22 protein-coding genes are annotated in these 22,131 nt (G+C 73.1%); 8 read left to right on the top strand and 14 right to left on the bottom strand.

Annotated elements, in window-relative coordinates; all coding sequences use genetic code 11:
* Both AB0G63_RS31690 and AB0G63_RS31685 read right to left on the bottom strand, forming a co-directional pair.
* The coding region (locus tag AB0G63_RS31690; RefSeq protein ID WP_360757307.1) for a maltotransferase domain-containing protein at positions 1-236 on the bottom strand (236 nt) is incomplete at its 3' end.
* 144 nt (positions 237-380) lie between these two features.
* Positions 381-680 (bottom strand): DUF5133 domain-containing protein, encoded by a 300-nt coding sequence (locus AB0G63_RS31685; protein ID WP_360757304.1) that lies wholly within the window; start codon positions 678-680, stop codon positions 381-383.
* A 308-nt stretch (positions 681-988) separates the two neighbouring features.
* On the opposite strand from AB0G63_RS31685, the gene AB0G63_RS31680 reads away from it, so the two are divergent.
* Both AB0G63_RS31680 and glgX read left to right on the top strand, forming a co-directional pair.
* Positions 989-1,516, top strand: coding sequence for a pep a2 (locus AB0G63_RS31680; RefSeq protein ID WP_360757301.1), 528 nt, complete (start codon positions 989-991; stop codon positions 1,514-1,516).
* Complete coding sequence (gene glgX / locus AB0G63_RS31675) at positions 1,513-3,660, top strand: glycogen debranching protein GlgX (protein WP_360757299.1); 2,148 nt, start codon at positions 1,513-1,515, stop codon at positions 3,658-3,660. The genes AB0G63_RS31680 and glgX overlap by 4 nt, the downstream gene beginning before the upstream one ends.
* 190 nt (positions 3,661-3,850) lie before the next feature.
* Here glgX and AB0G63_RS31670 read toward each other — a convergent pair whose 3' ends face one another.
* Positions 3,851-4,654, bottom strand: a complete 804-nt coding sequence (locus AB0G63_RS31670; protein ID WP_360757297.1) for a VOC family protein — start codon at positions 4,652-4,654, stop codon at positions 3,851-3,853.
* Between the two features lie 205 nt (positions 4,655-4,859).
* Here AB0G63_RS31670 and AB0G63_RS31665 point away from each other — a divergent pair, with 205 nt between their 5' ends.
* Positions 4,860-5,177, top strand: coding sequence for an ANTAR domain-containing protein (locus AB0G63_RS31665; protein WP_360757295.1), 318 nt, complete (start codon positions 4,860-4,862; stop codon positions 5,175-5,177).
* A gap of 39 nt (positions 5,178-5,216) precedes the next feature.
* Here the strand turns inward: AB0G63_RS31665 and AB0G63_RS31660 are convergent, their stop codons facing one another.
* Positions 5,217-6,068: a SigB/SigF/SigG family RNA polymerase sigma factor gene (locus AB0G63_RS31660; RefSeq protein ID WP_360757293.1), complete on the bottom strand. Its 852-nt coding sequence runs from the start codon at positions 6,066-6,068 to the stop codon at positions 5,217-5,219.
* Between the two features lie 681 nt (positions 6,069-6,749).
* On the opposite strand from AB0G63_RS31660, the gene AB0G63_RS31655 reads away from it, so the two are divergent.
* Entirely contained in the window at positions 6,750-7,271 is a 522-nt protein-coding gene (locus AB0G63_RS31655) for a hypothetical protein (RefSeq protein WP_360757291.1), read from the top strand.
* 45 nt (positions 7,272-7,316) lie between these two features.
* Here the strand turns inward: AB0G63_RS31655 and hemC are convergent, their stop codons facing one another.
* Both hemC and AB0G63_RS31645 read right to left on the bottom strand, forming a co-directional pair.
* Positions 7,317-8,252 (bottom strand): hydroxymethylbilane synthase, encoded by a 936-nt coding sequence (gene hemC / locus AB0G63_RS31650; protein WP_360757288.1) that lies wholly within the window; start codon positions 8,250-8,252, stop codon positions 7,317-7,319.
* Positions 8,253-8,351: 99 nt separating this feature from the next.
* Positions 8,352-8,600 carry a hypothetical protein gene (locus AB0G63_RS31645; RefSeq protein ID WP_360757286.1) on the bottom strand — a complete coding sequence of 83 codons (249 nt, stop codon included), beginning with the start codon at positions 8,598-8,600 and terminating at the stop codon, positions 8,352-8,354.
* 194 nt (positions 8,601-8,794) lie between these two features.
* On the opposite strand from AB0G63_RS31645, the gene AB0G63_RS31640 reads away from it, so the two are divergent.
* Complete coding sequence (locus AB0G63_RS31640; RefSeq protein ID WP_360757284.1) at positions 8,795-9,337, top strand: XRE family transcriptional regulator; 543 nt, start codon at positions 8,795-8,797, stop codon at positions 9,335-9,337.
* A gap of 15 nt (positions 9,338-9,352) precedes the next feature.
* Here the strand turns inward: AB0G63_RS31640 and AB0G63_RS31635 are convergent, their stop codons facing one another.
* The 8 genes from AB0G63_RS31635 to AB0G63_RS31600 form a co-directional block, all read right to left on the bottom strand.
* A complete protein-coding gene (locus AB0G63_RS31635) occupies positions 9,353-10,426 on the bottom strand; it encodes a peptidase C39 family protein (protein ID WP_360757312.1) in 1,074 nt (357 codons plus the stop codon).
* A 98-nt stretch (positions 10,427-10,524) separates the two neighbouring features.
* Positions 10,525-12,231, bottom strand: coding sequence for an ABC transporter ATP-binding protein (locus tag AB0G63_RS31630; RefSeq protein WP_360757281.1), 1,707 nt, complete (start codon positions 12,229-12,231; stop codon positions 10,525-10,527).
* A complete protein-coding gene (locus AB0G63_RS31625) occupies positions 12,228-13,121 on the bottom strand; it encodes an ABC transporter permease (RefSeq protein ID WP_360757278.1) in 894 nt (297 codons plus the stop codon). The genes AB0G63_RS31630 and AB0G63_RS31625 overlap by 4 nt, the downstream gene beginning before the upstream one ends.
* 8 nt (positions 13,122-13,129) lie before the next feature.
* On the bottom strand, positions 13,130-14,086 hold the full coding sequence (locus AB0G63_RS31620; protein ID WP_360757275.1) for an ABC transporter permease: 957 nt from the start codon (positions 14,084-14,086) through the stop codon (positions 13,130-13,132).
* On the bottom strand, positions 14,083-15,726 hold the full coding sequence (locus AB0G63_RS31615; protein ID WP_360757272.1) for an ABC transporter substrate-binding protein: 1,644 nt from the start codon (positions 15,724-15,726) through the stop codon (positions 14,083-14,085). The genes AB0G63_RS31620 and AB0G63_RS31615 overlap by 4 nt, the downstream gene beginning before the upstream one ends.
* 525 nt (positions 15,727-16,251) lie before the next feature.
* Positions 16,252-17,028, bottom strand: coding sequence for an NPP1 family protein (locus AB0G63_RS31610; protein ID WP_360757270.1), 777 nt, complete (start codon positions 17,026-17,028; stop codon positions 16,252-16,254).
* Positions 17,029-17,188: 160 nt separating this feature from the next.
* Positions 17,189-18,241, bottom strand: a complete 1,053-nt coding sequence (locus tag AB0G63_RS31605) for an ATP-dependent DNA ligase (RefSeq protein WP_360757268.1) — start codon at positions 18,239-18,241, stop codon at positions 17,189-17,191.
* A gap of 292 nt (positions 18,242-18,533) precedes the next feature.
* A complete protein-coding gene (locus AB0G63_RS31600; protein WP_360757265.1) occupies positions 18,534-20,006 on the bottom strand; it encodes an MFS transporter in 1,473 nt (490 codons plus the stop codon).
* Positions 20,007-20,453: 447 nt separating this feature from the next.
* Here AB0G63_RS31600 and AB0G63_RS31595 point away from each other — a divergent pair, with 447 nt between their 5' ends.
* The 3 genes from AB0G63_RS31595 (at position 20,454) to AB0G63_RS31585 (ending at position 22,089) form a co-directional block, all read left to right on the top strand.
* Positions 20,454-21,104, top strand: a complete 651-nt coding sequence (locus tag AB0G63_RS31595) for a TetR family transcriptional regulator (protein WP_360757263.1) — start codon at positions 20,454-20,456, stop codon at positions 21,102-21,104.
* Between the two features lie 140 nt (positions 21,105-21,244).
* Positions 21,245-21,625 (top strand): hypothetical protein, encoded by a 381-nt coding sequence (locus tag AB0G63_RS31590; RefSeq protein WP_360757262.1) that lies wholly within the window; start codon positions 21,245-21,247, stop codon positions 21,623-21,625.
* Positions 21,622-22,089, top strand: a complete 468-nt coding sequence (locus tag AB0G63_RS31585; RefSeq protein ID WP_360757259.1) for a peroxiredoxin — start codon at positions 21,622-21,624, stop codon at positions 22,087-22,089. The genes AB0G63_RS31590 and AB0G63_RS31585 overlap by 4 nt, the downstream gene beginning before the upstream one ends.
* The last annotated feature ends 42 nt before the right edge of the window (positions 22,090-22,131 follow it).

The following is a 22,131-nucleotide window of genomic DNA, read 5'->3' as shown; positions in this document are numbered from 1 at the left end:
GCGCCCCAGCGGTCGGTGCCGGGCGCCAGCTCCCGCATCGGCGTCCACGGGCCCGGACGGCCCTCCGGATCGGCCAGGACGACGTTCGCGGCGACGGCGGCGTGCCCCTCGCCGAACACGGTCGCCGTGACGTCGAACGACTCGCCCACGACCGCCTTCGCCGGGTGCCTGCCGCACTCGACGAGCGGCCGGACGTCGCGTACCGGGATGCGGCCGATGGCCTGGGACCGGCTCATGGGTGTCACCTCCGCCGTGCTCGGGGCCGGGCCCGTTGGCCCGGCCGGGGGTACAAGCTGCGCCGGAAGGATCTGCCTCCGAGCGGGGTTGCCGGCTGCGCGGGGAAGAGCTGCCTCCGCGCGGGGTTGCCGGCCGCGCGGGATCTACCTCCGCGCGGGGGTACGGCGCGCAGCCGCGGGCGGGGCGCGCCGGCCGGCCAGTGCCGTGCCGGTCCGGTCGTCCTCGTCCCGCAGATAGGAGATCAGGGTGGAGCGCAGATAGCGTTCGGCCGCGTCGGCGGCCTCGCGGGCGCAGCGCTTCCCCATGAGCACACAGAGGGTGTAGCCGGAGTCCTCGAAGGTGGCCCGCACCCCGCGGTCCGCCGGGGAAGCGAGCATCGCGCGTTCCCAGGCCCGGTACCGCCGCAGTTGCCGGGCGACTTCGGCCTTGGCCGGCAGCAGCATGGCGCCGTTCACCTCCCGGGGCTCGATGGCACGTCTCCCGACCGTCGGGCGGTGACCGGGCGCGGGCGCGCACGGTCCGTTACGGGCAATCGAGGTCTTCACACATGGTGCACGGGTGATGACGCAGCGTCTTGTTGGGGATTCAACGATCCCGGTGACCGCTCGTGTGGCCGCTCGTGTTGCACGAATGGCGTACCGCTCTCACTCTTGAGGTGACTCAGGAGCGATAAGCGCTCACGCTCCGCGTTCGGGGCCCGTCCCGCGGGGACGGGGAGGAGCGGGGACTTCGCCGGTGAGGAGCCAACGAGATGAAGACCGCAGTGCCCTGCTACTACCACCTCGACGTGGAAGTCAGCCCCGATCGGGTCGGACAGGTCAGGCGCATCCTGGCCGCTCACCTCCGGTTCTGGAACCTCGACAACCTGGTCGAGCCCGTCTGCCACGGCACCGAGCTGCTGCTCAAGGCCATCGACGAGCACGCCACGGACAAGAACACCTCGATCGAGATGTGGTGGAACGGCCAGCACCTCATCACCGCCATCGGCGGCAACGACTCCCAGCTGCGCCCGGACCAGGACCTGCGGAGCTGCCTGCAGTGGATCGCCGCCATGAGTGACGGATGGGGCTGCTGCGCCACCGACAACGGCAGCAAGGTCATCTGGTTCTCGCAGCGGGCCCGCGCCGGCGAACGCGTCCCGCTGGTGCCCACCGCGCCCGCGCCGAGCCTGCGCGAGGGGCTCCAGGTGCCCCGCGAGGTCCCGGTCGTCGCGCTGGCCGGCGACGTCGCGCCGGCCGGCGCGGCCGACGGCGCCGGCGTCCTTCAGGACGCCCGGTGACGGCCAGGCGACGGCGCAAGGCAGGGGTGCCCGTGTGGAGCGGGCACCCCTACCCGTTGGGTGCCTCCTTCGACGGCGAGGGCACCAACTTCGCCCTGTTCAGCGAGGTCGCCGAACACGTCGAACTGGTCCTCGTCGACGACGGCGGCGGCGAGCGCCGCGTCCCGGTGGCGGAGGCCGACGGGTTCGTCTGGCACTGCTACCTGCCCGGCGTCGGGCCGGGGCAGCGCTACGGCTACCGGGTGCACGGGCCGTTCCACCCGGAGCTGGGCCACCGCTGCAATCCGGCGAAGCTGCTCCTCGACCCGTACACCCGCGCGGTGGACGGGCAGGTGGACGATCACCCCTCCCTCTTCGAGCGGGCCTCGCACGGCCGGTCCCGGGCCGACAGCGCCGGGCACACCATGCTCGGCGTGGTGACCGACCCGGCCTTCGACTGGGGCGACGACCGGCCGCCCGACCGGCCGTACGCCGACACGGTGATCTACGAGGCCCACGTCAAGGGCCTCACCTGCACCCACCCCGACGTGCCCGCCGATCTCCGCGGCACCTACGCCGGCCTGGCCCACCCCGCGGTCCTGGAGCACCTGACCTCGCTGGGGGTGACCGCGGTGGAGCTGATGCCGGTGCACCAGTACGTGCAGGACGGTGTGCTGCGGGGCCGCGGGCTGTCCAACTACTGGGGCTACAACACGATCGGCTTCTTCGCCCCGCACAACGGCTACGCCGCCCGCGGCAGCCGCGGGCAGCAGGTCACCGAGTTCAAGTCGATGGTGAAGGCGCTGCACGCGGCCGGCCTCGAAGTGATCCTCGACGTCGTCTACAACCACACCGCCGAGGGCAACGAGCGCGGCCCCACCCTGTCCTTCCGCGGCATCGACAACGCCTCGTACTACCGTCTGGTGGACGGCGACTGGAAGCACTACTACGACACCACGGGCACTGGCAACAGCCTGCTGATGCGGCACCCGTACGTGCTCCAGCTGATCATGGACTCGCTGCGGTACTGGGTCACCGAGATGCACGTCGACGGCTTCCGCTTCGACCTCGCGGCCACGCTGGCACGGCAGTTCCACGAGGTCGACCGGCTGTCGGCGTTCTTCGACCTCATCCAGCAGGACCCGGTGATCAGCCGGGTCAAGCTGATCGCGGAACCCTGGGACGTCGGCGAGGGCGGCTACCAGGTGGGCAACTTCCCGCCGCTGTGGTCGGAATGGAACGGCAAGTACCGTGACGCCGTACGGGACTTCTGGCGCGGGGAGCCGCACACGCTCGGCGAGTTCGCCTCCCGGCTGACCGGCTCCTCCGACCTGTACCAGCACAACCGGCGCCGCCCGCGCGCCAGCGTCAACTTCGTGACCGCGCACGACGGGTTCACCCTGCGCGACCTCGTCTCGTACAACGACAAGCACAACGAGGCCAACGGCGAGGACAACCAGGACGGCGAGAGCCACAACCGGTCCTGGAACTGCGGCGTGGAGGGCGAGACGGACCGTCCCGCCGTCCTCGAACTGCGCGCCCGCCAGCAGCGCAACTTCCTCACCACGCTGCTGCTGTCGCAGGGCATCCCGATGCTGTCCCACGGCGACGAACTCGGCCGCACCCAGGGTGGCAACAACAACGCCTACTGCCAGGACAACGAGGTCTCCTGGATCGACTGGCGGCTGACCGAGGAGCAGCGCGGCCTCGTGGACCTCACCCGGTACCTCATCGGGCTGCGCCGCGACCACCCCGTGCTGCGCCGCCGCCGGTTCTTCCGCGGGGAGACCGTCCGGCACGCCGGCCAGCCGCTGCCGGACCTGGTCTGGCTGGCGCCGGACGCGCGGGAGATGACGGAGGAGGACTGGCAGCGGCCCGACGCGCACTCCGTCGGGGTCTTCCTCAACGGCGACGCCATCGCCGAACTCGACGCGCGTGGCCGGCGGGTGGTGGACGACTCCTTCCTGCTGCTGTTCAACAGCTACTGGGAGCCGATGACGTTCCGGCTGCCGGACGTCGCCTACGGCGAGCGCTGGCGGACACTCCTCGACACGGCCGAGGCGCAGGACGCCCCCGACGAGGTGGAGCACAAGGCGGGTACGGAGATGACCGTGGAGGCGCGCAGCCTCGTCCTGCTGTCGCGGCCCTCCCGCGCCGCGCGGTGAGGCGGAGACGGAGACGGAGACGGGGGAGCGTGCTGCTTCGGCGCTCGCCCGTCCCCGGTGTCCCCGGTGACCGCCCTCGGCTCTCGCGGCTCCCCTCGCTGCCTTGGTGCTCGCTGCGGCCCTGGTGCTCGCGGGCTCTCGGTGATGCTCGCGGGCTGTCGGTGCCCGCGGCTGTGAGTGCTCCCCGCCCTCAGTGCTCGCGGCGCGAGGTCACCGTGAACTGGGCGCCGTCGCGGTCGCGCAGCACGGCCTCGTCGCTGCCCTTCGACAGGACGCTGCCGCCGTGCCGCTCCGCGGCCCGGACGCAGACGTCCACGTCCACGACGGCGAAGTGGACCTGCCAGTGGGGCCGGATCCGCGGGTCGGGAGCCGCGCCCAGGGCGCCCGACTCGATGCGCGCCACCACGTCGCCCTGGCTGCGCAGCACGACCTCCTCGCCCTCGTAGCCGACCTCGCAGCAGCCGGGCTTCCCCGTCGCCCAGCCGAGGACCTCCCCGTAGAAGATCGCGGCGTCGAAGGCGTCACGCGTGTGGAGCCGGATGAAGGTCGGGGCCGCGCGGCGCCAGCTCTCCCACTCCGAGACCAGTTCCCCTTCCCAGATCCCGAACGTCGCGCCGTCCCGGTCGGCCAGCAGCGCCGCCCGGCCCGGCGGGAAGGAGATCGGCCCCACCGCCGTCGTGCCGCCGCGCTCCTGCGCCCGGGCCACGGCCTGGTCGGCGCCGGGCACGGCGAAGTACGGCGTCCATGTCACGACCATCTGCCACATGGTGGCCACGGCGGCGATCCCGGCGACCGGCGTGCCGTCCGCCAGCGCGATCCGGAAGTGCTCGCCCAGCTTGGCCCCCCGCCACCGCCAGCCGAACACGGCCGTGTAGAACTCCTCGGTGGCGCGCAGGTCGCGGCTGGTCAGACTCACCCAGCAGGGCGCGCCGAACACGGAGTGCGAGGAGACGACGCTCGTCGCAGGGCCGGGGCGCGTGATGTCGTGGTTCATGGCTCACGTCCAGGTCTCGTCCACCGGCGGCCACCGGTCTGCCACCAGTGTCCGACCGGAACGGCTCTCCGCGCCTGTCGAGTACCCCGGCGGGGCGGCCGAAACGGCGGCCTCGCCGGGCGGCTCCCCGGTGGCGGGCGCCCGCGCGAGTGGCGAGCATGGAAGGGCCGGACACCAGTACGCGAGCGGCCGGCGGGAGGTGGCCATGCCCGTGGACGGGGGCTCGGACCGGATCGTCGAGCTGCAGCAGGAAGTCGACCAGCTGAAGGAGGCCGTCGCCTCGCACGCCGTCGTGGACCAGGCGATCGGCATGGTCGTCGCCCTCGGCCGGCTGTCGCCGGACGAGGGCTGGCAGGTGCTGAGAGAAGTCTCCCAGCACACGAACATCAAATTGCGCAATATCGCGGAATTGATTCTCATCTGGGGCCGCAACGGAACACTGCCCCCGGAAATACGCTCTGAATTGGAAGAGGCGCTGGACCGTTACGGCCCTCCGCAGATCCCCGGCGCCCCGCCGCAGTGACGGGACGCCCTGCCGCCCGCTCCCGGGCCGCCCCCCGGCTCAGCCGGTCTGCCCCTGGCTCTGGGCCTGCCCCTGGCTCTGGGTCTGTGCCTGGGGTTGGGGCTGTGTCTCGCTGAGGAGTTCCCTGCGCAGCTCCGCGAAGCAGCCGCTGAGCAGACGCGAGACGTGCATCTGCGAGATGCCGAGCTGCTGCGCGATGCGGCTCTGCGTCATGCCCTTGAAGAACCGCAGGTAGAGGATGGTGCGCTCGCGCTCCGGGAGGGCCTGCAGACAGGGGGCGACGGCCACCCGGTCGACGACGACGTCGTAGGCCGGGTCGGACTCGCCGACGGTGTCGCTCAGGGCGTACCCCTCGGTGCCCGGCACCTCGGCGTCCAGGGACAGCGCGGAGAAGCACTCCAGGGCCTCCATGCCGGTGCGCACCTCGCTCTCCTCCAGGCGCGTGTGCAGGGCGATCTCGGCGACGGTCGGGGCGCGTCCCGGGGTCGTCTGCGACAGCTCCTTCACGGCGTGCCGCACCCGGTTGCGCAGGTCCTGGACCCGGCGCGGCACGTGCAGGGTCCACATGTGGTCACGGAAGTGGCGCTTGATCTCACCGGTGACGGTCGGCACCGCGTACGCCTCGAAGGCGTGACCGCGTGCCGGATCGTAGTGGTCGACGGCCTTGACCAGGCCGAGGGCGGCGACCTGGTACAGGTCCTCGAGAGCCTCACCGCGTCCCTTGAAACGGACGGCGATCCGTTCGGCCATGGGCAGCCAGGCCTGGACCAGCTCGTCCCTGAGCGCCTTGCGCTCCGGGCCTTCCGGCAGCCGCGCGAGCCGTTCGAAGGCCCGGGCGGTGTCGGGCGCGTCGTCGTGCGGATGCGGCGTGGTTCCGGTGGTGACGCGCATGGGCGCACCTCCCTCGGCCGGGTGCTGTGTGGACGGACACCACGGGAGGGGCGGGCGTGGACCTGACGGAGAGCATCCGGGGCCTGCTGCCGGCTCCCGTGGACGTGCCTCCGGTCCGAAGCACTGCGATGCGCATTCCCGTCCGCAGGGATTCCAAAACAATAAAGTCAATACGGTGACGCAAGGCGACCGGGCGATTCTGAATCGTCGCGGGAATTGCCCCCGATCGCCACGGACCGGCATCGCGGGAATTCGTCACGTGAGCTGCCGCGCCCGGTCGTGGCACGGTTCGGCGTAGGCATTTCCGGACGTCGCCGGGGGCCCCGCGAGACCGGTCCCGCCGCCCGCCGGGCGGCCCAGCTGCTGCCGAGGTCCCCGGCCGACGCCCCCAGCCGGTGCCCGCGGCCGGCGCCCGGCTCGGCGAGTGGCGCGGGCGGCGCGCTCGGCATCGCCGCGGTGCCCTCGCTCCCGGCCCGGCCGGCCCGCTGAGGGAGCCGGCCGGACGTGATGTGCGGCACGCGTGTGCCCGCGTGCTTCGGGGGCCACGCGCCGATTGTTCCTGCGCACGGCTTGATCACCGATCAAAGGGGGTGAACCGGCTGCCCACAGCGCATTCCGCTCATTTGACAGTGCACTGAGCCCACAGATAGGAAGCAGCTCTCTGAGGTCGAGAGGTGGATTGTGTACGAGCCCAACGTGGTCGGGGACTGGCAGGAGTACGACGAGCATGCCGGTCTGCGTGTCCGCGTCCACCGTCTCGAGGCCGCCGAGCCACCGCGGGGACGTGACGACGCGGCCGCCGGGCTGACGTACTTCAGCCTCCGCGTCACCGTCGAGAACCGGGGCAGCCGGAACTTCGGCATCCACCTCGAGGACGGTCAGATCGACGTGCGGACCGGCCCGGACGGCGAGGCCGCCTTCATCGACTGGCGCAACTCGCAGTTCGTCGAGGGCTTCGACGTCTATCCGCTGCGCCGGGTCACCGCCGTGCTGTACGCGGCCGCACCGGAGACGTCGCTGAGCCAGATCGACGTGCAGGTCCAGCTGCGGGTCGACGAGGAGTGGGCCGACCGCCGGATGTGGGTGGGCGGCATCGGACTGCACGAGCAGGGCACCGGCGCGGCCCCGGGCGCCGGCCGCGACTGCCTGGCCCACCAGGTGAGCAACTACCTGCGGGACCAGGCTGAGAAGGGCACCGCCTGATCCTTCGCGCCGGAGTGCGGAACGCCGTCGGTGGTCCCGCGCGCCTCAGTGCGGGATGCCGTCGATGATCTCGCGGGCGCCCTGGCGCAGCAGAGCGACGGCGACCGACGTGCCCAGCGTGGCCGGGTCCAGCCGTCCCGCCCACTCGTGGGCGTTCAGCCGGGTCTTGCCGTCCGGGGTGAACACGCAGGCGCTCAGGGACAGTTCACCGCTGCGGTCCACGCGCGCGTACCCGGCGATCGGGCTGTTGCAGTGGCCCTGCAGCACGTGCAGGAACATCCGCTCGGCCGTGGCCTCGCGGTGCGTGTCCGGGTGGCCGAGCCCGCTGACCGCGTCGATGAGTTCCGCGTCGCCCTCCCGGCACTGCAGGGCGAGGATGCCCGCGCCGATCGGCGGCATCATCGTCTCGGGGGAGAGGATCTCGGTGATGACGTCGTCCCGGCCGATGCGCCGCAGGCCGGACACCGCCAGCAGCAGCGCGTCCGCCTCGCCGGCCGCCAGCTTCTCCAGCCGCCGGTTGGCGTTGCCGCGGAAGGGCACGCACTCCAGGTGCGGGTGGGTGGCGGCGAGCTGGGCGACCCGGCGCACGGAGGAGGTGCCGATCCGGGTCCCCTCGGGCAGCTCGTCCAGGGTGAGACCGTCCGGATGGATCAGGGCGTCGCGGATGTCGTCGCGTTCGAGGAACGCGGCGAACGTCGTCCCGGCCGGCAGCGGCCGGTCGGCGGGCACGTCCTTGACGCAGTGCACCGCGAGGTCGGCCTCGCCGGCGAGCAGCGCGGCGTCCACCTCCTTGGTGAAGGCGCCCTTGCCCTCGACCTGGGACAGGTCACCGAGCCACTTGTCACCGGTCGTCCGCACGGGCACGACCTCGGTGCGCACGCCCGGGTGAAGGGCCGTCAGTTCCGCTCGTACGCGCTCCACTTGGGCGAGCGCCATCGGCGAGTCGCGGGAGACGATCCGGATCAGTTCGGGTACGGACATGCGGACACGATAGACCCTCGGACGGCAACGGCCGTGCGCCACCGCCCAGTCGGCGGACGGTAACGGCACTGCGCCACCGTCCGGTCGGCCGCCCGGCGCTCAGCGGCGCAGCACCGTCTCCCGCTGCATGCGCGACAGCTTCTCGGGGTTGCGCACGGCGTACAGCCCGGTGACGAGGCCGTCGTCGACGCGGACCGCCACCACGGTGTCGATCTCGCCGTCCATCCGCAGTACCAGCGCCGGACAGGCGTTGACCTGCGCCGGCCGCAGCGACGCCGCGGTGATCCGGCCGAGGCCGCCCGCCAGCAGCCGGGCCACCTTGTCGGCGCCCCTGACCGGCTGCGGCACGGCCTCGCCGGATCGGTCCGCGGAAGCAGTCCGCCTCCGGCTCGGGTCCTCGGTCCTCGGTCCGGAGTCCGGGGTTCGGAGTCCTCGCTCCGGGGGCCGGGTCCGGGTCCGGAGCCCGCGGCAGCGGCCTGCGGCCGAGGCCGCCCGCAGGCCGGGGAAGGGGCGGCACGCGGGGCCGTGTAGCTTACATCGGGATGAACGACGCGACACAGCGGCTGCGCTCGGCGATCGCCGCCAACCTGCGGTACGCCCGGCATGCCCAGGAACTGAGCCTCCGTGACCTGGCCGACCGGGCGGGCGTCAGCAAGGCTCTGCTGTCGCAGCTCGAGCGGGGCGTCGCCAACCCCACCATCGAGGTGCTCTCGGCCGTCAGCGCCGCCCTGGGCCTGGATTTCGCCGAGCTGATCCGAGTCCCGCTGTACGAGCCGCAGGTGCTGCCGGCCCACGCGGTGGAGGCCGGGACCCGCACCCTCTTCTCCAGCCCCGACCGGCGCCGGATCGAGCTGTACGAGGCGACGCTGGCCGCCCGGGAGATCCATGAGAGCGCCCCGCACGGCCGCGGGTCCGACGAGTTCACCTACGTGGTGTCCGGTCAGGTGACACTGGAGGTCGGGCAGTGGTCGGTGCCGCTGCGCACGGGTGAGGCGGTGCGCTTCTCCGGCGAGGCCGAGCACCGGTACGTCGCCGGCGGGCGGCCGGTCCGGCTGGTCACGGTGCTGTCGATGCCCTCGGAGTGACGGCCGCTCCCCGGCTCAGCGGGCGACGTCCTCGCCGTGCAGCAGTACCAGACCCCGGTAGCTGGGCTTGCCGTACCAGGCCAGCCGGTCCAGGGTCGCGGCGGGCAGCGGGAGGTCCTGCGCGTCCAGGTAGGTCTCGCCCAGGTGCGCGTCGGTCCACGGGTCGTGGGCGTGGAAGACGTCGCCGTCCACGTCGTGCACCACGATCCAGTGCGGGCAGCTCTCGTCATGCATGCCGAACTCTTCGATCAGGACCAGCGCGACCGCGCCGTCGGCGAGCGCGGTGCGCAGCGTGTCCAGGCCGAACGGCTCGGTGCGCACGTCCAGTCCGCGCTCGGCCGCCTCCGCGCGGAAACCCCGCTGGATGAAGGCGCGCAGGTCGCGCTCCTCGTCGGTGCGGCACAGTTCGAGCAGCACGGGCCGCTCGGTGGACAGCAGCACCTCGGGTGCCGCGCCGAGGTCGGCCGCCGCCAGGGCGAGCCCCAGCGGGTCGCAGCCGTCCGCGGTGGTGGCCCGGCGCCACAGCCGCAGTTCCTCCTCCCGGGTGGGCTCCGCGAGCAGCCCGAGCGCCGACGCGCCCATCTGCAGGGCCACCGGCCCGCAGGTGAAGTCGGTGGTCTGCCGCATGTACGGCACCGTGCGGCGGGGCGCCCTGCCGCGTCGGCGCACCTGGCCGAAGACGGTCCCGGGCCGGTGCGGTCCGGCCACCGGCCCGGCCCAGCGAGGCGCCGGCACCTCCGTCCAGCCGCGCTCCAGCGACCGCGACCAGGCCTCGTCCCGGGCACGGAACTCGCGCTTGACCACGGCGGCGCCCTCGCGCCAGGCCCGCTCCTCGATGGTATCCACCAGCAGTCGCTCCACGTGCGGCTCCGGCGCCCAGACGTCGACGATCTTCCGGTAGGCGGTCAGCGGGCGGTGCACCTCGTAGGCGGCGCCCACCAGTTCGCCGTCGCGCCTGGCCGTGGCCAGGGTGGCGACCTGGATACCGCCGCGCCGGTCCCAGCGCCGCAGCAGTTCCTCGGGCAGGTCGCCGACCCCGTCGGCGACCTCGGCCACGGCGCCGGTCACCGGCAGCACATCGACATGCACGGACAAGGGTCGTTCCTCGTTTCTGGTTCGGCGCGTCGGCACGCGCTGATGCGCTGACGCGCTCGGTACGGACGGGCTCCGGCCGCGTCCGACGGCGGTCAGTGGGCGGCGGGCCGGGCGGCCAGCAGACGCCGGGTGTAGGGGTGGGTGGGCGCGGACAGCACGGTGTGCGCCGGACCGCTCTCCACCACGCGCCCTCGGTGCATGACGTGGACCCGGTCCGCGACCTGCCGGGCCACGGCGAGGTCGTGGGTGATGAACAGCAGGGTCAGTCCCAGGTCGCGGCGCAGCCCGGAGAGCAGGTTGAGCACCCCGGCCTGCACGGAGACGTCCAGGGCCGACACCGACTCGTCGCAGATCAGAACCTTGGGCCGCGGGGCGAGCGCACGGGCGATGGCCACCCGCTGCCGCTCTCCCCCGGACAGCGCCCGGGGCCTGCGGCGGGCGTGCTCGGCGGGCAGCCCGACCAGGGCGAGCAGTCCGGCGACCTCCGAGGCCGGGCGGCCGGCGGCGGCCAGCGCCTCCCGTAGGCAGGCGCCGACGGTCAGACCGGGGTTGAGCGCGGAGTACGGGTCCTGGAAGACGATCTGGACCCGCTGCGGCCCGGCCGGGGCGCCGGGAAACTCGATACTGCCTTCGTCGGGCCGTTCCAGGCCGACGACGCAGCGCGCCAGCGTGGTCTTGCCGGAGCCGGACTCGCCGACCACCGCCACCGCCTCGCCCTGACGGACCGTCAGGTCCACTCCGTCCAGCGCGGGCTGCTCGGCGCCCCGGAAACGCCGCCTGAGTCCGCGGACGGTCAGCGCCGGGCCGGCCTCCTCCCGCGCGGGCTCCGGCTCGGGCGCCTCGGTGACCGGCGGTCGCGGGTCGGCCTGTCCGATCCGCAGGCAGGACGCCAGATGGCCGGGCCGCACCTCGACCGTCTCCGGCCGGGTGGTGCGGCAGGCGTCGACGGCGAGGGCGCAGCGGGCCGCGAAGGCGCACTCGCCGCCCACGGTGTGCGGCGGCGGCACCGCCCCGGGGATGGTGGGCAGCGTGGCCAGCCGCACGTCCAGCGGCGGGTCGCAGGCCGCGAGCCGCGCCGTGTAGGGGTGCGCGGGACGCTCGAGCACGTCGTCGACGGGCCCCTCCTCCAGCACACGCCCGGCGTACATCACCATGATCCGGTCGGAGCGGCTGCGGGCCACGGCCAGATCGTGGGTGATCAGGACGACTCCCATCCGCCGGGTGCGCTGGAGCCGGGCGATCAGGTCCAGCACCTCGGCCTGCGTGCTGACGTCCAGGGCGGTGGTCGGCTCGTCGGCGACGAGCAGGTCGGGGTCCCCGGCCAGCGCGGCGGCGATGGCCACTCGCTGGCGCATCCCGCCGGACAGCTCGAACGGGCGGCGGCGGGCCACCTCGGCGGGCAGCCCCACCTCGGCCAGCAGCTCGGTCACCCGCCCGGCGCGGCGGCGGCGGTCGGCGACGGCCCAGCCGATCTGCGTGCCGCAGCGGTGCAGCGGAGACAGGGAGGTGAACGGGTCCTGCGGCAGAACGGCGATCCTGGAGCCGCGGATCCGGCGCCACTGCGGCGCGGAGCCGTCGGGGTCCAGTGCCTCGCCGTCCAGCTCGATGGCGCCGGTGGCGGTCAGCCCGCGCGGCAGCAGGCCGCTGAGCGCCTTCACGGTGAGGGACTTGCCGGAGCCGGACTCGCCGACGATGCCCAGCGTGCGGCCGTGCTCCACGGTGAGGTCCACGTCGGTGACGACGGTGCCCAGCGGGCCGGTGACCCGGAGGCCGCGGGCCGAGAGCAGCGGCGCGCTCATCGGAGGGCCACCGTGCGGTCCAGACGCTCGAAGACCCAGTCACCGAGCAGGTTGACGGCGGTCGCGGTGAGGATGATGAGCACTCCCGGGACGATCGAGGCGAGCGGGTTGTCGCCGAGCAGTTCACGGCCGTCGGCCAGTTGCCTGCCCCAGTCCGGGGCGCCGGGCGGCGCGCCGAGCCCGAGGTAGGACAGCGAGGACAGCGCTACCAGCGCGAAGGCCGCGTTGAGCAGCACGTTGGCTACGACGGTGGGCGCGATGTTGGGCAGGATGTGCCGGATCATGATCCGTCCGGAGCCGATGCCCAGCAGCCGCGCCGAGTCGATGTACGGGCGGGTGGTCTGCTCCAGCACGGCGGCCCGGACCAGGCGCACGTCCGAGGGGGAGAACAGCACGGTCAGGACGGCCACGGTGACCCAGTAACCGCCGCCGAGGAGTCCGGCGACCACCACCGCCAGCAGGACCGCGGGCAGCGCCAGCACCAGATCGGCGTAGCGGCCGACGAGCGCGTCCAGCACTCCGCCGTGGTAGCCGGCCAGCAGGCCGAGCCCGGCTCCCAGCAGCATCGAGCCGCACGCCACCAGCACCGGGCCGACCAGCGCCGAGCGCGCCCCGGCGACGGACAGCTGCAGGATGTCGCGCCCCAACTGGTCGGTGCCGAGGAGATGGCCCTCCACCCCGGCGCCCACCACACCGGTGTAGAGGTCCTGGTCCAGCGCGTGCGGGGCGATCAGCGAGCCGAGGGCCGCGCACAGCGCGGCGGCCACCAGCAGGAGGGCGGACAGGGCGGGGGCGAGCGGCCGGCGGGTCCGCGCTGTCTTCACCGTCGTCACCCTCCCGGCCTTCTCCACCGTCGCCTGCGCGGACTTCGCCGTCTTCACGGTCCTCACGGGGCTCCTCATCGCGTCATCCGGGTGCGTATCCGCGGGTCGACCGCCAGGTAGGCGAGGTCGGCCAGCAGCGCGGTCAGCGAGATCACCACGGCCACCACCACGGTGAGCGCCTGCACCACGGGGAAGTCCTTGAACAGCACGGACTGCTCCAGCAGCGCGCCCAGGCCGGGCAGCGCGAAGGTCACCTCGACCAGCAGGGTGCCGCCGAACAGGTAACCCACCATCAGCGCGAGGCTGGTGAGGATGGGGATGGCGGCGTTGCGCAGCACGATCGTCAGCACCCTGACGCGACCCAGGCCCCGGCTGCGGGCGAAGACCACGTAGTCCTCGTCCAGTTCGCGGGCCACCGCGGCCCGGGTCAGTTTCACCACGAAGGCGCCCAGGCCCAGGGCGAGGGTGACCGCGGGCAGGACCAGGTGCCACAGGCCGTCGAGGAACCCGGTGCCGGTCCCGTAGACCGGGAACCAGCCCAGGCCGACCGCGAACACGTACAGCAGGATCAGGCCCACCGCGAACCCGGGGGCGCTGATCCCGACCACGGACCAGCCCACCAGCGTCCGGTCCAGCCGGCCGCCCCGGTGCAGCGCCGCGGCCACCCCGGCCGGGATCGCGACCAGCACCGACAGCAGGAAGGCCAGGGCGGACAACGCCGCCGTCAGGCCGAGGCGTTCGCGCATCATCCGGCCGACCGGGGCGCCGGTGCGGATGGAGTCCCCGAAGTCACCGGTGACCGCGTCCGCCAGCCAGTGCGCGTACTGCCACAGGAAGGGCTTGTCCAGGTGGTACTGCGCCCGGACCTCGGCGAGCGCCTGCGGCGTGACGTTCCTGGTGCCCAGCAGGTTGCGGGCGATGTCACCGGGCGCCAGGAACATCAGCCCGTACACCAGCAGGGACAGCGCGAGCAGCAGCAGGACCGTCATGCCGAGGCGACGGACGAGGAAGGCGAGGAGCTGCCGGGTCATTTCGCCGCGTACACCCGGGTCGGCCACTCGCCCAGCAGGGTGTAGGACGTGTAGTCCTTCAGCCCCACCGCGTCGGTCAGCGCGACGGCGGACTGGCCCCACCACAGCGGCGCGTAGGCGACGTCGGCGGCCTGGGCGCTCTGCGCCTGGATCAGCAGCTCGGCCCGCTTCGCCGGGTCCGACTCGGTCCCCGCGTCGGTGAGCAGGGTGGTGACCCTGCGGTTGGTGTACCGGGCGGGATTGTCCGCGCCGAGCAGCCAGGAGGCCAGCTCGCCGGGGTCGCCGGTGGTGTTGAAGTACCACATGTAGCCGAGGCCCGGGTGGGTGCCGAGCTCGGAGAGCCACTGCTCGATGGCGAGTTCCTTGACGTGCAGGGTGATGCCGATCTTCTTCAGGTCGGCGGCCAGCGCCAGCGCGGCGGTGCCCAGCTGGGGGCCGGTGCTGGGGTAGGAGATGCTCGCGGTGAAGCCCTTGGGCACGGAGGACTTGGCCAGTTCCTGCCGGGCCTTGTCCAGGCTGTGGTCGTACTGCGGGACCGCGGCGAGCCGCTTGGTGGCCTCGGCGGGGCTCCACAGGCCGCCGAACTGCTCGGGGGTGGACAGCGCGGTGGCGACCGCCCCGTGGCCGCGCAGGATGTCCCGCACGATCGCCTGCCGGTCGACGGCGTGGGCGATGGCCTTGCGCACGTGGACGTCGTCGAACGGCTTGACGTCGGTGTTGAAGGTCAGCCCGACGTACGAGCGGTCCGGGGTGTGGACGACCCGGGTGTGCGGGGCGTTCTCCCACTGGCGGGAGGCGGCCGGCGGCACGTTGAGCGCGAGGTCCGCCTTGCCGGCCTTCCAGGCCAGCAGCCGGGTGTTGTCGTCCGGGATGAAGTCGAAGCGGATCCGGGCGACCTTGGGCGCGGTGCCCCACCAGGTGTCCACCCGCTCCAACTCCACGTGCGAGTCGGGGGCGAAGTCGGTGACCTTGTACGGGCCCGATCCCACCGGAAGCGCGGACGCCGTGCCGATCTTGCCCTTGCCCTTCTGCCAGGTGGCCTTCGGGAGGATCCACAGGGCGTCGGCGTTGGAGGGGAGCCAGGCGAAGGACTCGTTGCCGCTCTTGCTGGTGAGGGTGATCTGGTGGTCGCCGGTCTGCTCGGCGGTGTCCAGGTCCGCCCAGTAGGCGGCGGTGCTCGGGGAGGCCGCGGTGTCCCGGGCCCGCTCTATGGAGTAGAGGATGTCCGCCACGGTGACCGGGCTGCCGTCCTGGAACTTCGCGTCGGACCGGATCGTGTAGACGTACCGCTTGGCGCCGGACCGGCGCACCTTGGTCGCCAGGCCGGGCACCAGCTGTCCGGACGGATCGACGCCGAACAGGCCCTCCAGGCAGACCCCGGCCACGATGTAGTTGAGGATGCCGGACTCCTGGCCCGGATACAGGTTGGAGAGGGAGCCGGGCAGCACCACCCGCAGGAGGTCGATCTGCTTGCCGGTGTCCTTGCCGATGGTGGCGGCCGCGTCGGGGGACGTCTTCTTCGACGGCTGGGCACCACACGCACCCAGGAGTGCCGAGGCCGACAGCATGCCGGCCCCGGCGAGGGCGGTCTTGATTACGGTGCGCCGGCCGGCGAAAGCCGGTCCTGAGGTCAAGGGCATGCTGGGTACCGTCCAGGTGTCTACTGGAATGGGTCGATTGGGTTGGCTTAGTAAACACCCAGGGATCGCGGGTCCGCCACCAGCGGAATCTGTGAGGTGGCCCGCAGACGACGGTTCCGAAATCGGACGCGGCACACGGCGCGATCCGCACCCGTCCCGGCCGGTGCACTCAACTCCGGGACTGTGCAGGGAAATCTGCGATGCGGGCGCACGCGTCGGCGGCGGGCGGGCCGGGGCGGCGGCCGGGGCCGGGGGAGGCAAGCCGACACACAGGTTTAACAAACGGGCCGAGCCGGCCTGCGGTCCCGGCGCAAGGGGCGGGCCGGTCCTCGTGCCGGGGCTCCGCCGTGACGGCGGCGCGGCCGCCTCAGCCGCCGTCACGCGCCGCGCCGTGCCGTGCCACGCCGCGCCGCGCCGCGCACAGCAGGGCTCCCGGAGCCGGGGCGGCTCCGGGAGCCCTGAGTGACCTGGGTGAGGGGCGGGCCGACGGACCGGCCGCGGGTCAGCTTGCGCGGGTTCTTCGCGTCAGGCGTTGGGGTCGAAGGTGATGCCGGACGGCAGCGCCTTGGACAGGTGTGAGGCGAAGCTGTCGTCCTTCAGGCCGAAGTGGGCGCTGCCGAAGTCGTACGCGCTCAGCTTGTCGCGCAGGCCCGCGGGGTAGCCGTTCCAGCCGACGAGCGGCGGGTACTGCCAGGTGCCCTTGTGGTTCTCCGGCGGCTCGTCGTTGGAGTTGGCCAGCCGGAAGCAGTGGGTGCTGATGCCGTCCTTGTGGTAGACGATCTTCGCGTGGGTGCCCTCGAACCGGACGTCGGACGCCGCGTGGACGGTGAACGAGCCGTGGTTCGACGTCGAGACGTACTTGACCTGGTTGTCCTGCACCCAGACCACGACGTGCTCCCAGTCGTGGCGGTGCCCGCCGATGCTGCTGCCGGCCAGGGCCTGGTCCTTCTCGAAGTACAGCCCGTACATGTACGCGCACCAGCCGTTGTTGCACTTGTAGCGCGAGTAGCTGTTGGTGTTGTCCAGGTCCGAGGCGTCCCGGCAGCTGCCGTTGAGGGCGCCGGTCGGCTTCAGGCCCCCGTTGATCGTGCCGTCGGGGCCGATGGCGGGGGTCGAGTAGCAGCCGTCGGTGTCGTAGTCGAACGCCGGCTGGTACGTGAACTCGGCGGCCTCCGCGTTGGCGGGCAGTGCCTGGGGCGGGGCGGCGAAGGCGACGGCGGGGAAGGCGACGACGAGAGCGGCGGCGCCGGCCAGACCGGTCAGCCATCTCCTGCGGTGTGTCCTGAACTTCGTTGACGACACTGCGTGCTCCTCTTGAGCGCAGCCCAACGGCTGTGGGGGAAAGGGGAGTTCAGCTTCCCCGCTTTTCACGTCCGGGCCAAGGGGTCACGCGCGTACCAGCGGTGAACCGCTGCCCAAAACTTGGACCATGGCGTGGCGTCGGGTGGGTGCGTCGCCGGTGTCAGGCGGGATCGTCCGGAATGTCGTCGGGCAGGCCGTCCGGAATGCCGTCCGGGAAGCTGCCGGGGAGGTCGTCCGGGAGGCTGCCGGGGAGGTCGGCCGCCGCCTCCTCGGGCGCCAGGTCGGGCCTGAGCCGCAGCCAGGACGGCTGGCGCAGCATCCCGGCCCGGGTACGCACGCTGTAGCGGACCTCGCCGACCAGCCGGGGCAGCACCCAGCGCGCCCCCGCCACCGGCGGCACGGGATCGAAGGGGCACACCTTGGACGCCGCGGCCCGCAACAGCGCCGCCAGCTGTGACCGCTCCGCCTCGCTCCAGCCGGTCCCCACGCTGCCGACGTAGCGCAGGCGTCCCGCGGCGCGCTGGCCGACCAGGACGGCGCCGGGCAGACCCGTCAGGCGGCCCTTGCCGGGCAGCCAGCCGCCCACGATGACGTCCTCGCTGCGCATGTTGCGGATCTTGATCCAGGACCGGGAGCGCACACCCGGCTCGTACACCGAGTCCAGGCGCTTGCAGACCAGGCCCTCCAGGCCGTGCTCGCGGGTGGCGCGCAGCGCCTGCTCGCCGTGTCCGACGAGGGCGGCGGGCGTCGACCAGAAGGGGCCGTCGAGGGCGAGGCCCTCCAGGCGCCCGCGCCGCCGGGTGTACGAGAGCCCGACGAGCGGGCGGCCCGCCAGATGCATGACGTCGAAGAGTACGAGATGGACAGGAGCCTGCGTGGCCCGGCGCGCGGCCCGCTCCGGAGCGTGTGCGAGCCCCATGCGGGACTGCAGCAACTGGAAGTCCGCCCGCCCCTGTTCGTCCAGCGCGAGCACCTCCCCGTCCAGTACCGCCGACGTTGCGCCCAACGCCCGTCCCAGCGAAGCCAGTTCGGGGTACGCGGCGGTGATGTCCTCCCCGGACCGGGCGCGCAGCAGCACGCTGCCGTCGCCTTCGAGGTAGACGACCACCCGCTGGCCGTCCTGCTTGGTCTCATAGGCCCAGCGCGCGTCCTGCGCGGCGGGCGGCAGGCTGCCCGGGGTGGCGAGCATGGGCGGGATCAGGGGCAGGGTCACGGCAGAAGGTCTCGACGCTCCCGCCCACCGCCACGCATCCCGCCCACCGGTTTCCCCTGAACGGCGCAACCGCCGCGGGCCGGGGAGGGGGCGCCGTTGCGCCGAGGCACTCGGACTCGGCCTCAAACCAGGCCGAGTTGAGCGCGTCCGGGCCGGCGAGGGCCCTCGTCGGCCCGGACGCCCGGGCCGACCCGCGGCATCCGGCCAGTTGCCCGGGCCCCCGTGGCTCGCCGCCGACCTTCCTGGCCCCGGCCCGGCGGTCGGCGGCTCGCGTGAGCAGCGCGTCGGTTCCTCAGGAGGCGGCTGCCGGTGCCTCCGCCGCCCGGGGCGTGGCCTCGGCCGGGGCCAGGGGCCGGCGGCGGGGGATGAAGGACGCCACGGCGAAGGCGAGCAGGGCGGCGCCCGCGCCGAGGCCCATGACCGCCTTGAAGCCGTCCTCCGACGGCAGTTCGTAACCGCCCAGGCTGATCGTCATCTGGGACAGCACGACACCGGCGATCGCGCTGGCGACCGACGTGCCGATCGAGCGCATCAGCGTGTTGAGGCTGTTCGCGGCGGCCGTCTCCGACAGGTCCACCGCGCCCATGATCAGGGCGGGCATGGCCCCGTACGTGAAACCGATGCCGGCGCCGATGACGCAGGACACCACGACGAGGTGCCAGACCTCGCTCATCAGGACGATGTTGAGGCCGTAACCGGCGGCCACGATCAGCGCGCCGATCATCAGCGTCACCTTCGGCCCCTTCGCCCGGGAGACCGCGGCCGACACCGGGGCGAACGCCATCATCACCAGGCCGGACGGCGCCATGACCAGGCCGGCGGTCAGCAGCGACCTGCCGAGGCCGTAGCCCGTCTGCTCCGGCATCTGCAGCAACTGCGGCAGGACCAGCGACATCGCGAACATCGCGAACCCGATCGCGACGGAGGCCATGTTGGTGACCAGCACCTGGCGGCGGGCGGTGGCGCGCAGGTCCACCAGCGGCTCGGAGGTGCGCAGTTCGAACCGGCCCCAGGCGAGCAGCACCAGGACGGCGGCGGCGAACAGTCCGAGGGTCAGACCGCTGGACCAGCCCCAGTCGGCGCCCTTGGAGATCGCCAGCAGCAGGCAGATCAGACCGGTCGCCATGCCGAGGCCGCCCACCACGTCGAAGCGGCCGCCGCTGCGCACCGCGGACTCGGGCACGAACAGCAGCACCAGGACCAGGGCGACCGTGCCCATGGCGGCCGAGCTCCAGAACAGCACGTGCCAGTCGAAGTGGTCGGCGATCAGCGCCGCCGTCGGCAGGCCGAGGGCGCCACCGACGCCGAGGGATGCGCTCATCAGCGCGGTCGATCCGGCGAGCCGCTCGGCCGGCAGCTCGTCCCGCATGATGCTGATGCCCAGCGGCACGACCGCGGCCGACAGGCCCTGCACGGCCCGTCCGACGATCATCGGCACCAGCGTCTCGCTGAGCGCGCACAGGACGGAGCCGGTCACCAGCAGGATCACGCTGACCAGCAGCATCCGCCGCTTGCCGAACATGTCACCGAGCCGGCCCACCACCGGCGTGGCCACGGCGGCGGCGAGCAGCGTGGCGGTCACGGCCCACGCGGTGTCCGACGCGGGGGCGTCCAGCAGCCTGGGCAGTTCGGGGACGATGGGGATGACCAGCGTCTGCATCAGCGATACGACGATGCCGGCGAAGGCCAGCACGGGCACCACGGCGTTCGGTCGCGGCGGGGCCGAGGCCGTGGCGTCGGCGGGTTCGGCGAGGGCATCGGGCATGGAGGTGCCTCCGGATCGGGGGTGGTGGAGAGCCGTGCGCCTGCGTAATTTAAGGCAGGTGATTGACTTACTGTAGCGCCTGCCCCTGCCGGGCCGCGCGACGGCCGGAGCGGACGGAGGCGGCGGCTGGAGCGAACGGAGGCGGCGGAGGCGGCCACAGTGGACGGAAGTCGGCGGATGCGGCCGGGCGGAGACCGGCGGGCGTATATGGATGTATGCGGACAAGCGCGGACGGAGGCGGGCGGAGGCGGCCGGGTGGTGCCCGGCGCGTGCGTGGCCGGGCGCCTGCCGGGCCGGTGCGCGGCCGATGCGGGGCGGGCCGGTGCCCCTGTGACGTGCCGTTGCGTAGGCTTTCGCGCGGGAGGCCGCCGCGTCGGCGGCGCACCCGCGGCGGCTCGAGGGACTGGCCGCCGGCGGGCGGAGCGAAGTCCCGGTGCGGTGGTGATCATGGCCGGCAGCACGGTGCGGGCGCGGCAGGCGAGTGCGACCCGGGAGCTGATCCTGGCCGCCGCCGAGCGGCTGTTCGCCGAGCGCGGTGTGAACGCGGTGTCCAACCGTCAGGTCGGCGAGGCCGCCGGGCAGGGCAACAACACCGTCGTCGGCTACCACTTCGGCACCAAGGCCGACCTGGTCCGCGCGATCGTCCGCAAGCACGCCACCCGCATCGAGGAGATCCGGTCCCGGCTGCTGGCCGGGATCCGCGATTCCACCGACGTGCGCGACTGGGTGGACTGCCTGGTGCGCCCCATGTCCGAACACCTGGGGGAGCTGGGCGGCCCCACCTGGTACGCGCGGTTCTGCGCCCAGCTGCTGACCGATCCGGCGCTGCGCGAGATCGTCGTGGAGGAGTCCCTCGCCTCCCCGTCCCTGCGCGAGATCATCGACGGCCTGAACCGGTGTCTGCCCGATCTGCCCGCAGAGGTCCGCGCCGAACGCGGCGAGATGGCCCGCCTCCTGATCGTGCAGATGCCCGCCGAACGGGAACGGGCGCTCGCCGAGGGCAGACCGACGCCCCGGTCCACCTGGCACGACGCCGCCACCGGCCTGGCCGACGCCATCGTCGGCATCTGGCTGGCGCCCGTGACGCCGGGCACCTGACGCACGCGCCGCCGTCGCGAGCGGCGGGGCCGGGCGGACCGGGCCGCCGCGCATCCGGTCTCGCGGCCAGGGCCCGTTGCCGCTCCGACCGACCTCTACCGTCCGGTAACATCGCGCCGCAGACGATCAGAGGAGGAACCGTGTCCCGGTCCGAACGCTCGCCCCTGCTCCTCGCCGGCCTGCTGGCCGCCGCGGGTGCCGCCCACTTCGCCGTGCCACGCCAGTTCGACGCGATCGTCCCGCGAGCCCTGCCGGGCACCCCTCGCACCTGGACGTACGCCAGCGGCGCCGCCGAACTCGCGCTGGCCGCGGGCCTCGCGGCGCCGCGCACCCGGAAGGCCGCCGCGCTCGCCGCGACCGCGTTCTTCGTCGGCGTGTTCCCCGCGAACGTGAAGATGGCGGTGGACTGGCGCCACCGCCCCGCACCGCAGAAGGCCGCGGCCTTCGGACGCCTGCCGCTGCAACTGCCCCTCGTGCTGTGGGCCCGTGGCGTCGCGCGCGGTGCGGAGGGCCGGTCGTGACGGGGCGTCCGGAAGTCGGCGACAAGGTCGGGGACTTCACGCTGCCGGACGAGACCGGCACCGACCGCAGCCTCGGCGAACTGCTCGTCGACGGGCCGGTGGTGCTGTTCTTCTACCCCGCCGCGCTCACCGCCGGGTGCACCGCGGAGGCCTGTCACTTCCGCGACCTGGCCGCCGAGTTCGCCGCCGTCGGGGCCCGGCCGGTGGGCGTCAGCGGCGACCCCGTCGAACGCCAGCAGGAGTTCGCCGGCCGTCACGGTCTCGGCATGCCGTTGCTGTCCGACGTCGACGGGGCCGTGCGCGAGGCGTTCGGCGTGAAACGGGGATTCACCCTCGCGCCCACCAAGCGGGTCACCTTCGTCATCGCGCAGGACCGCACCGTCCTGGAGGTGGTCCGCAGCGAACTGCGCATGAACACCCACGCCGACCGGGCCCTCGCCGCCCTGCGCGCCCACCGGGCCTGACGTCCGCCGGGCCGCGGGTTCGGGTCCCACCCGCCCCGGGCG

The sequence above is a fragment of the Streptomyces sp. NPDC020996 genome (assembly GCF_040641355.1).
GTDB lineage: Bacteria > Actinomycetota > Actinomycetes > Streptomycetales > Streptomycetaceae > Streptomyces.
This window is presented reverse-complemented; position numbering and strand designations above follow the sequence as displayed.

Excerpts from the sequence above, each read along its gene's own strand:
- AB0G63_RS31600 (WP_360757265.1), bottom strand. The coding sequence starts at position 20,006 with ATGCCCGATGCCCTCGCCGAACCCGCCGACGCCACGGCCTCGGCCCCG.
- AB0G63_RS31620 (WP_360757275.1), bottom strand. The coding sequence starts at position 14,086 with ATGACCCGGCAGCTCCTCGCCTTCCTCGTCCGTCGCCTCGGCATGACG.
- AB0G63_RS31670 (WP_360757297.1), bottom strand. The coding sequence starts at position 4,654 with ATGAACCACGACATCACGCGCCCCGGCCCTGCGACGAGCGTCGTCTCC.
- AB0G63_RS31665 (WP_360757295.1), top strand. The coding sequence starts at position 4,860 with ATGCCCGTGGACGGGGGCTCGGACCGGATCGTCGAGCTGCAGCAGGAA.
- AB0G63_RS31680 (WP_360757301.1), top strand. The coding sequence starts at position 989 with ATGAAGACCGCAGTGCCCTGCTACTACCACCTCGACGTGGAAGTCAGC.
- AB0G63_RS31595 (WP_360757263.1), top strand. The coding sequence starts at position 20,454 with ATGGCCGGCAGCACGGTGCGGGCGCGGCAGGCGAGTGCGACCCGGGAG.
- AB0G63_RS31685 (WP_360757304.1), bottom strand. The coding sequence starts at position 680 with ATGCTGCTGCCGGCCAAGGCCGAAGTCGCCCGGCAACTGCGGCGGTAC.
- AB0G63_RS31660 (WP_360757293.1), bottom strand. The coding sequence starts at position 6,068 with ATGCGCGTCACCACCGGAACCACGCCGCATCCGCACGACGACGCGCCC.
- AB0G63_RS31640 (WP_360757284.1), top strand. The coding sequence starts at position 8,795 with ATGAACGACGCGACACAGCGGCTGCGCTCGGCGATCGCCGCCAACCTG.
- AB0G63_RS31615 (WP_360757272.1), bottom strand. The coding sequence starts at position 15,726 with ATGCCCTTGACCTCAGGACCGGCTTTCGCCGGCCGGCGCACCGTAATC.
- AB0G63_RS31630 (WP_360757281.1), bottom strand. The coding sequence starts at position 12,231 with ATGAGCGCGCCGCTGCTCTCGGCCCGCGGCCTCCGGGTCACCGGCCCG.
- hemC (WP_360757288.1), bottom strand. The coding sequence starts at position 8,252 with ATGTCCGTACCCGAACTGATCCGGATCGTCTCCCGCGACTCGCCGATG.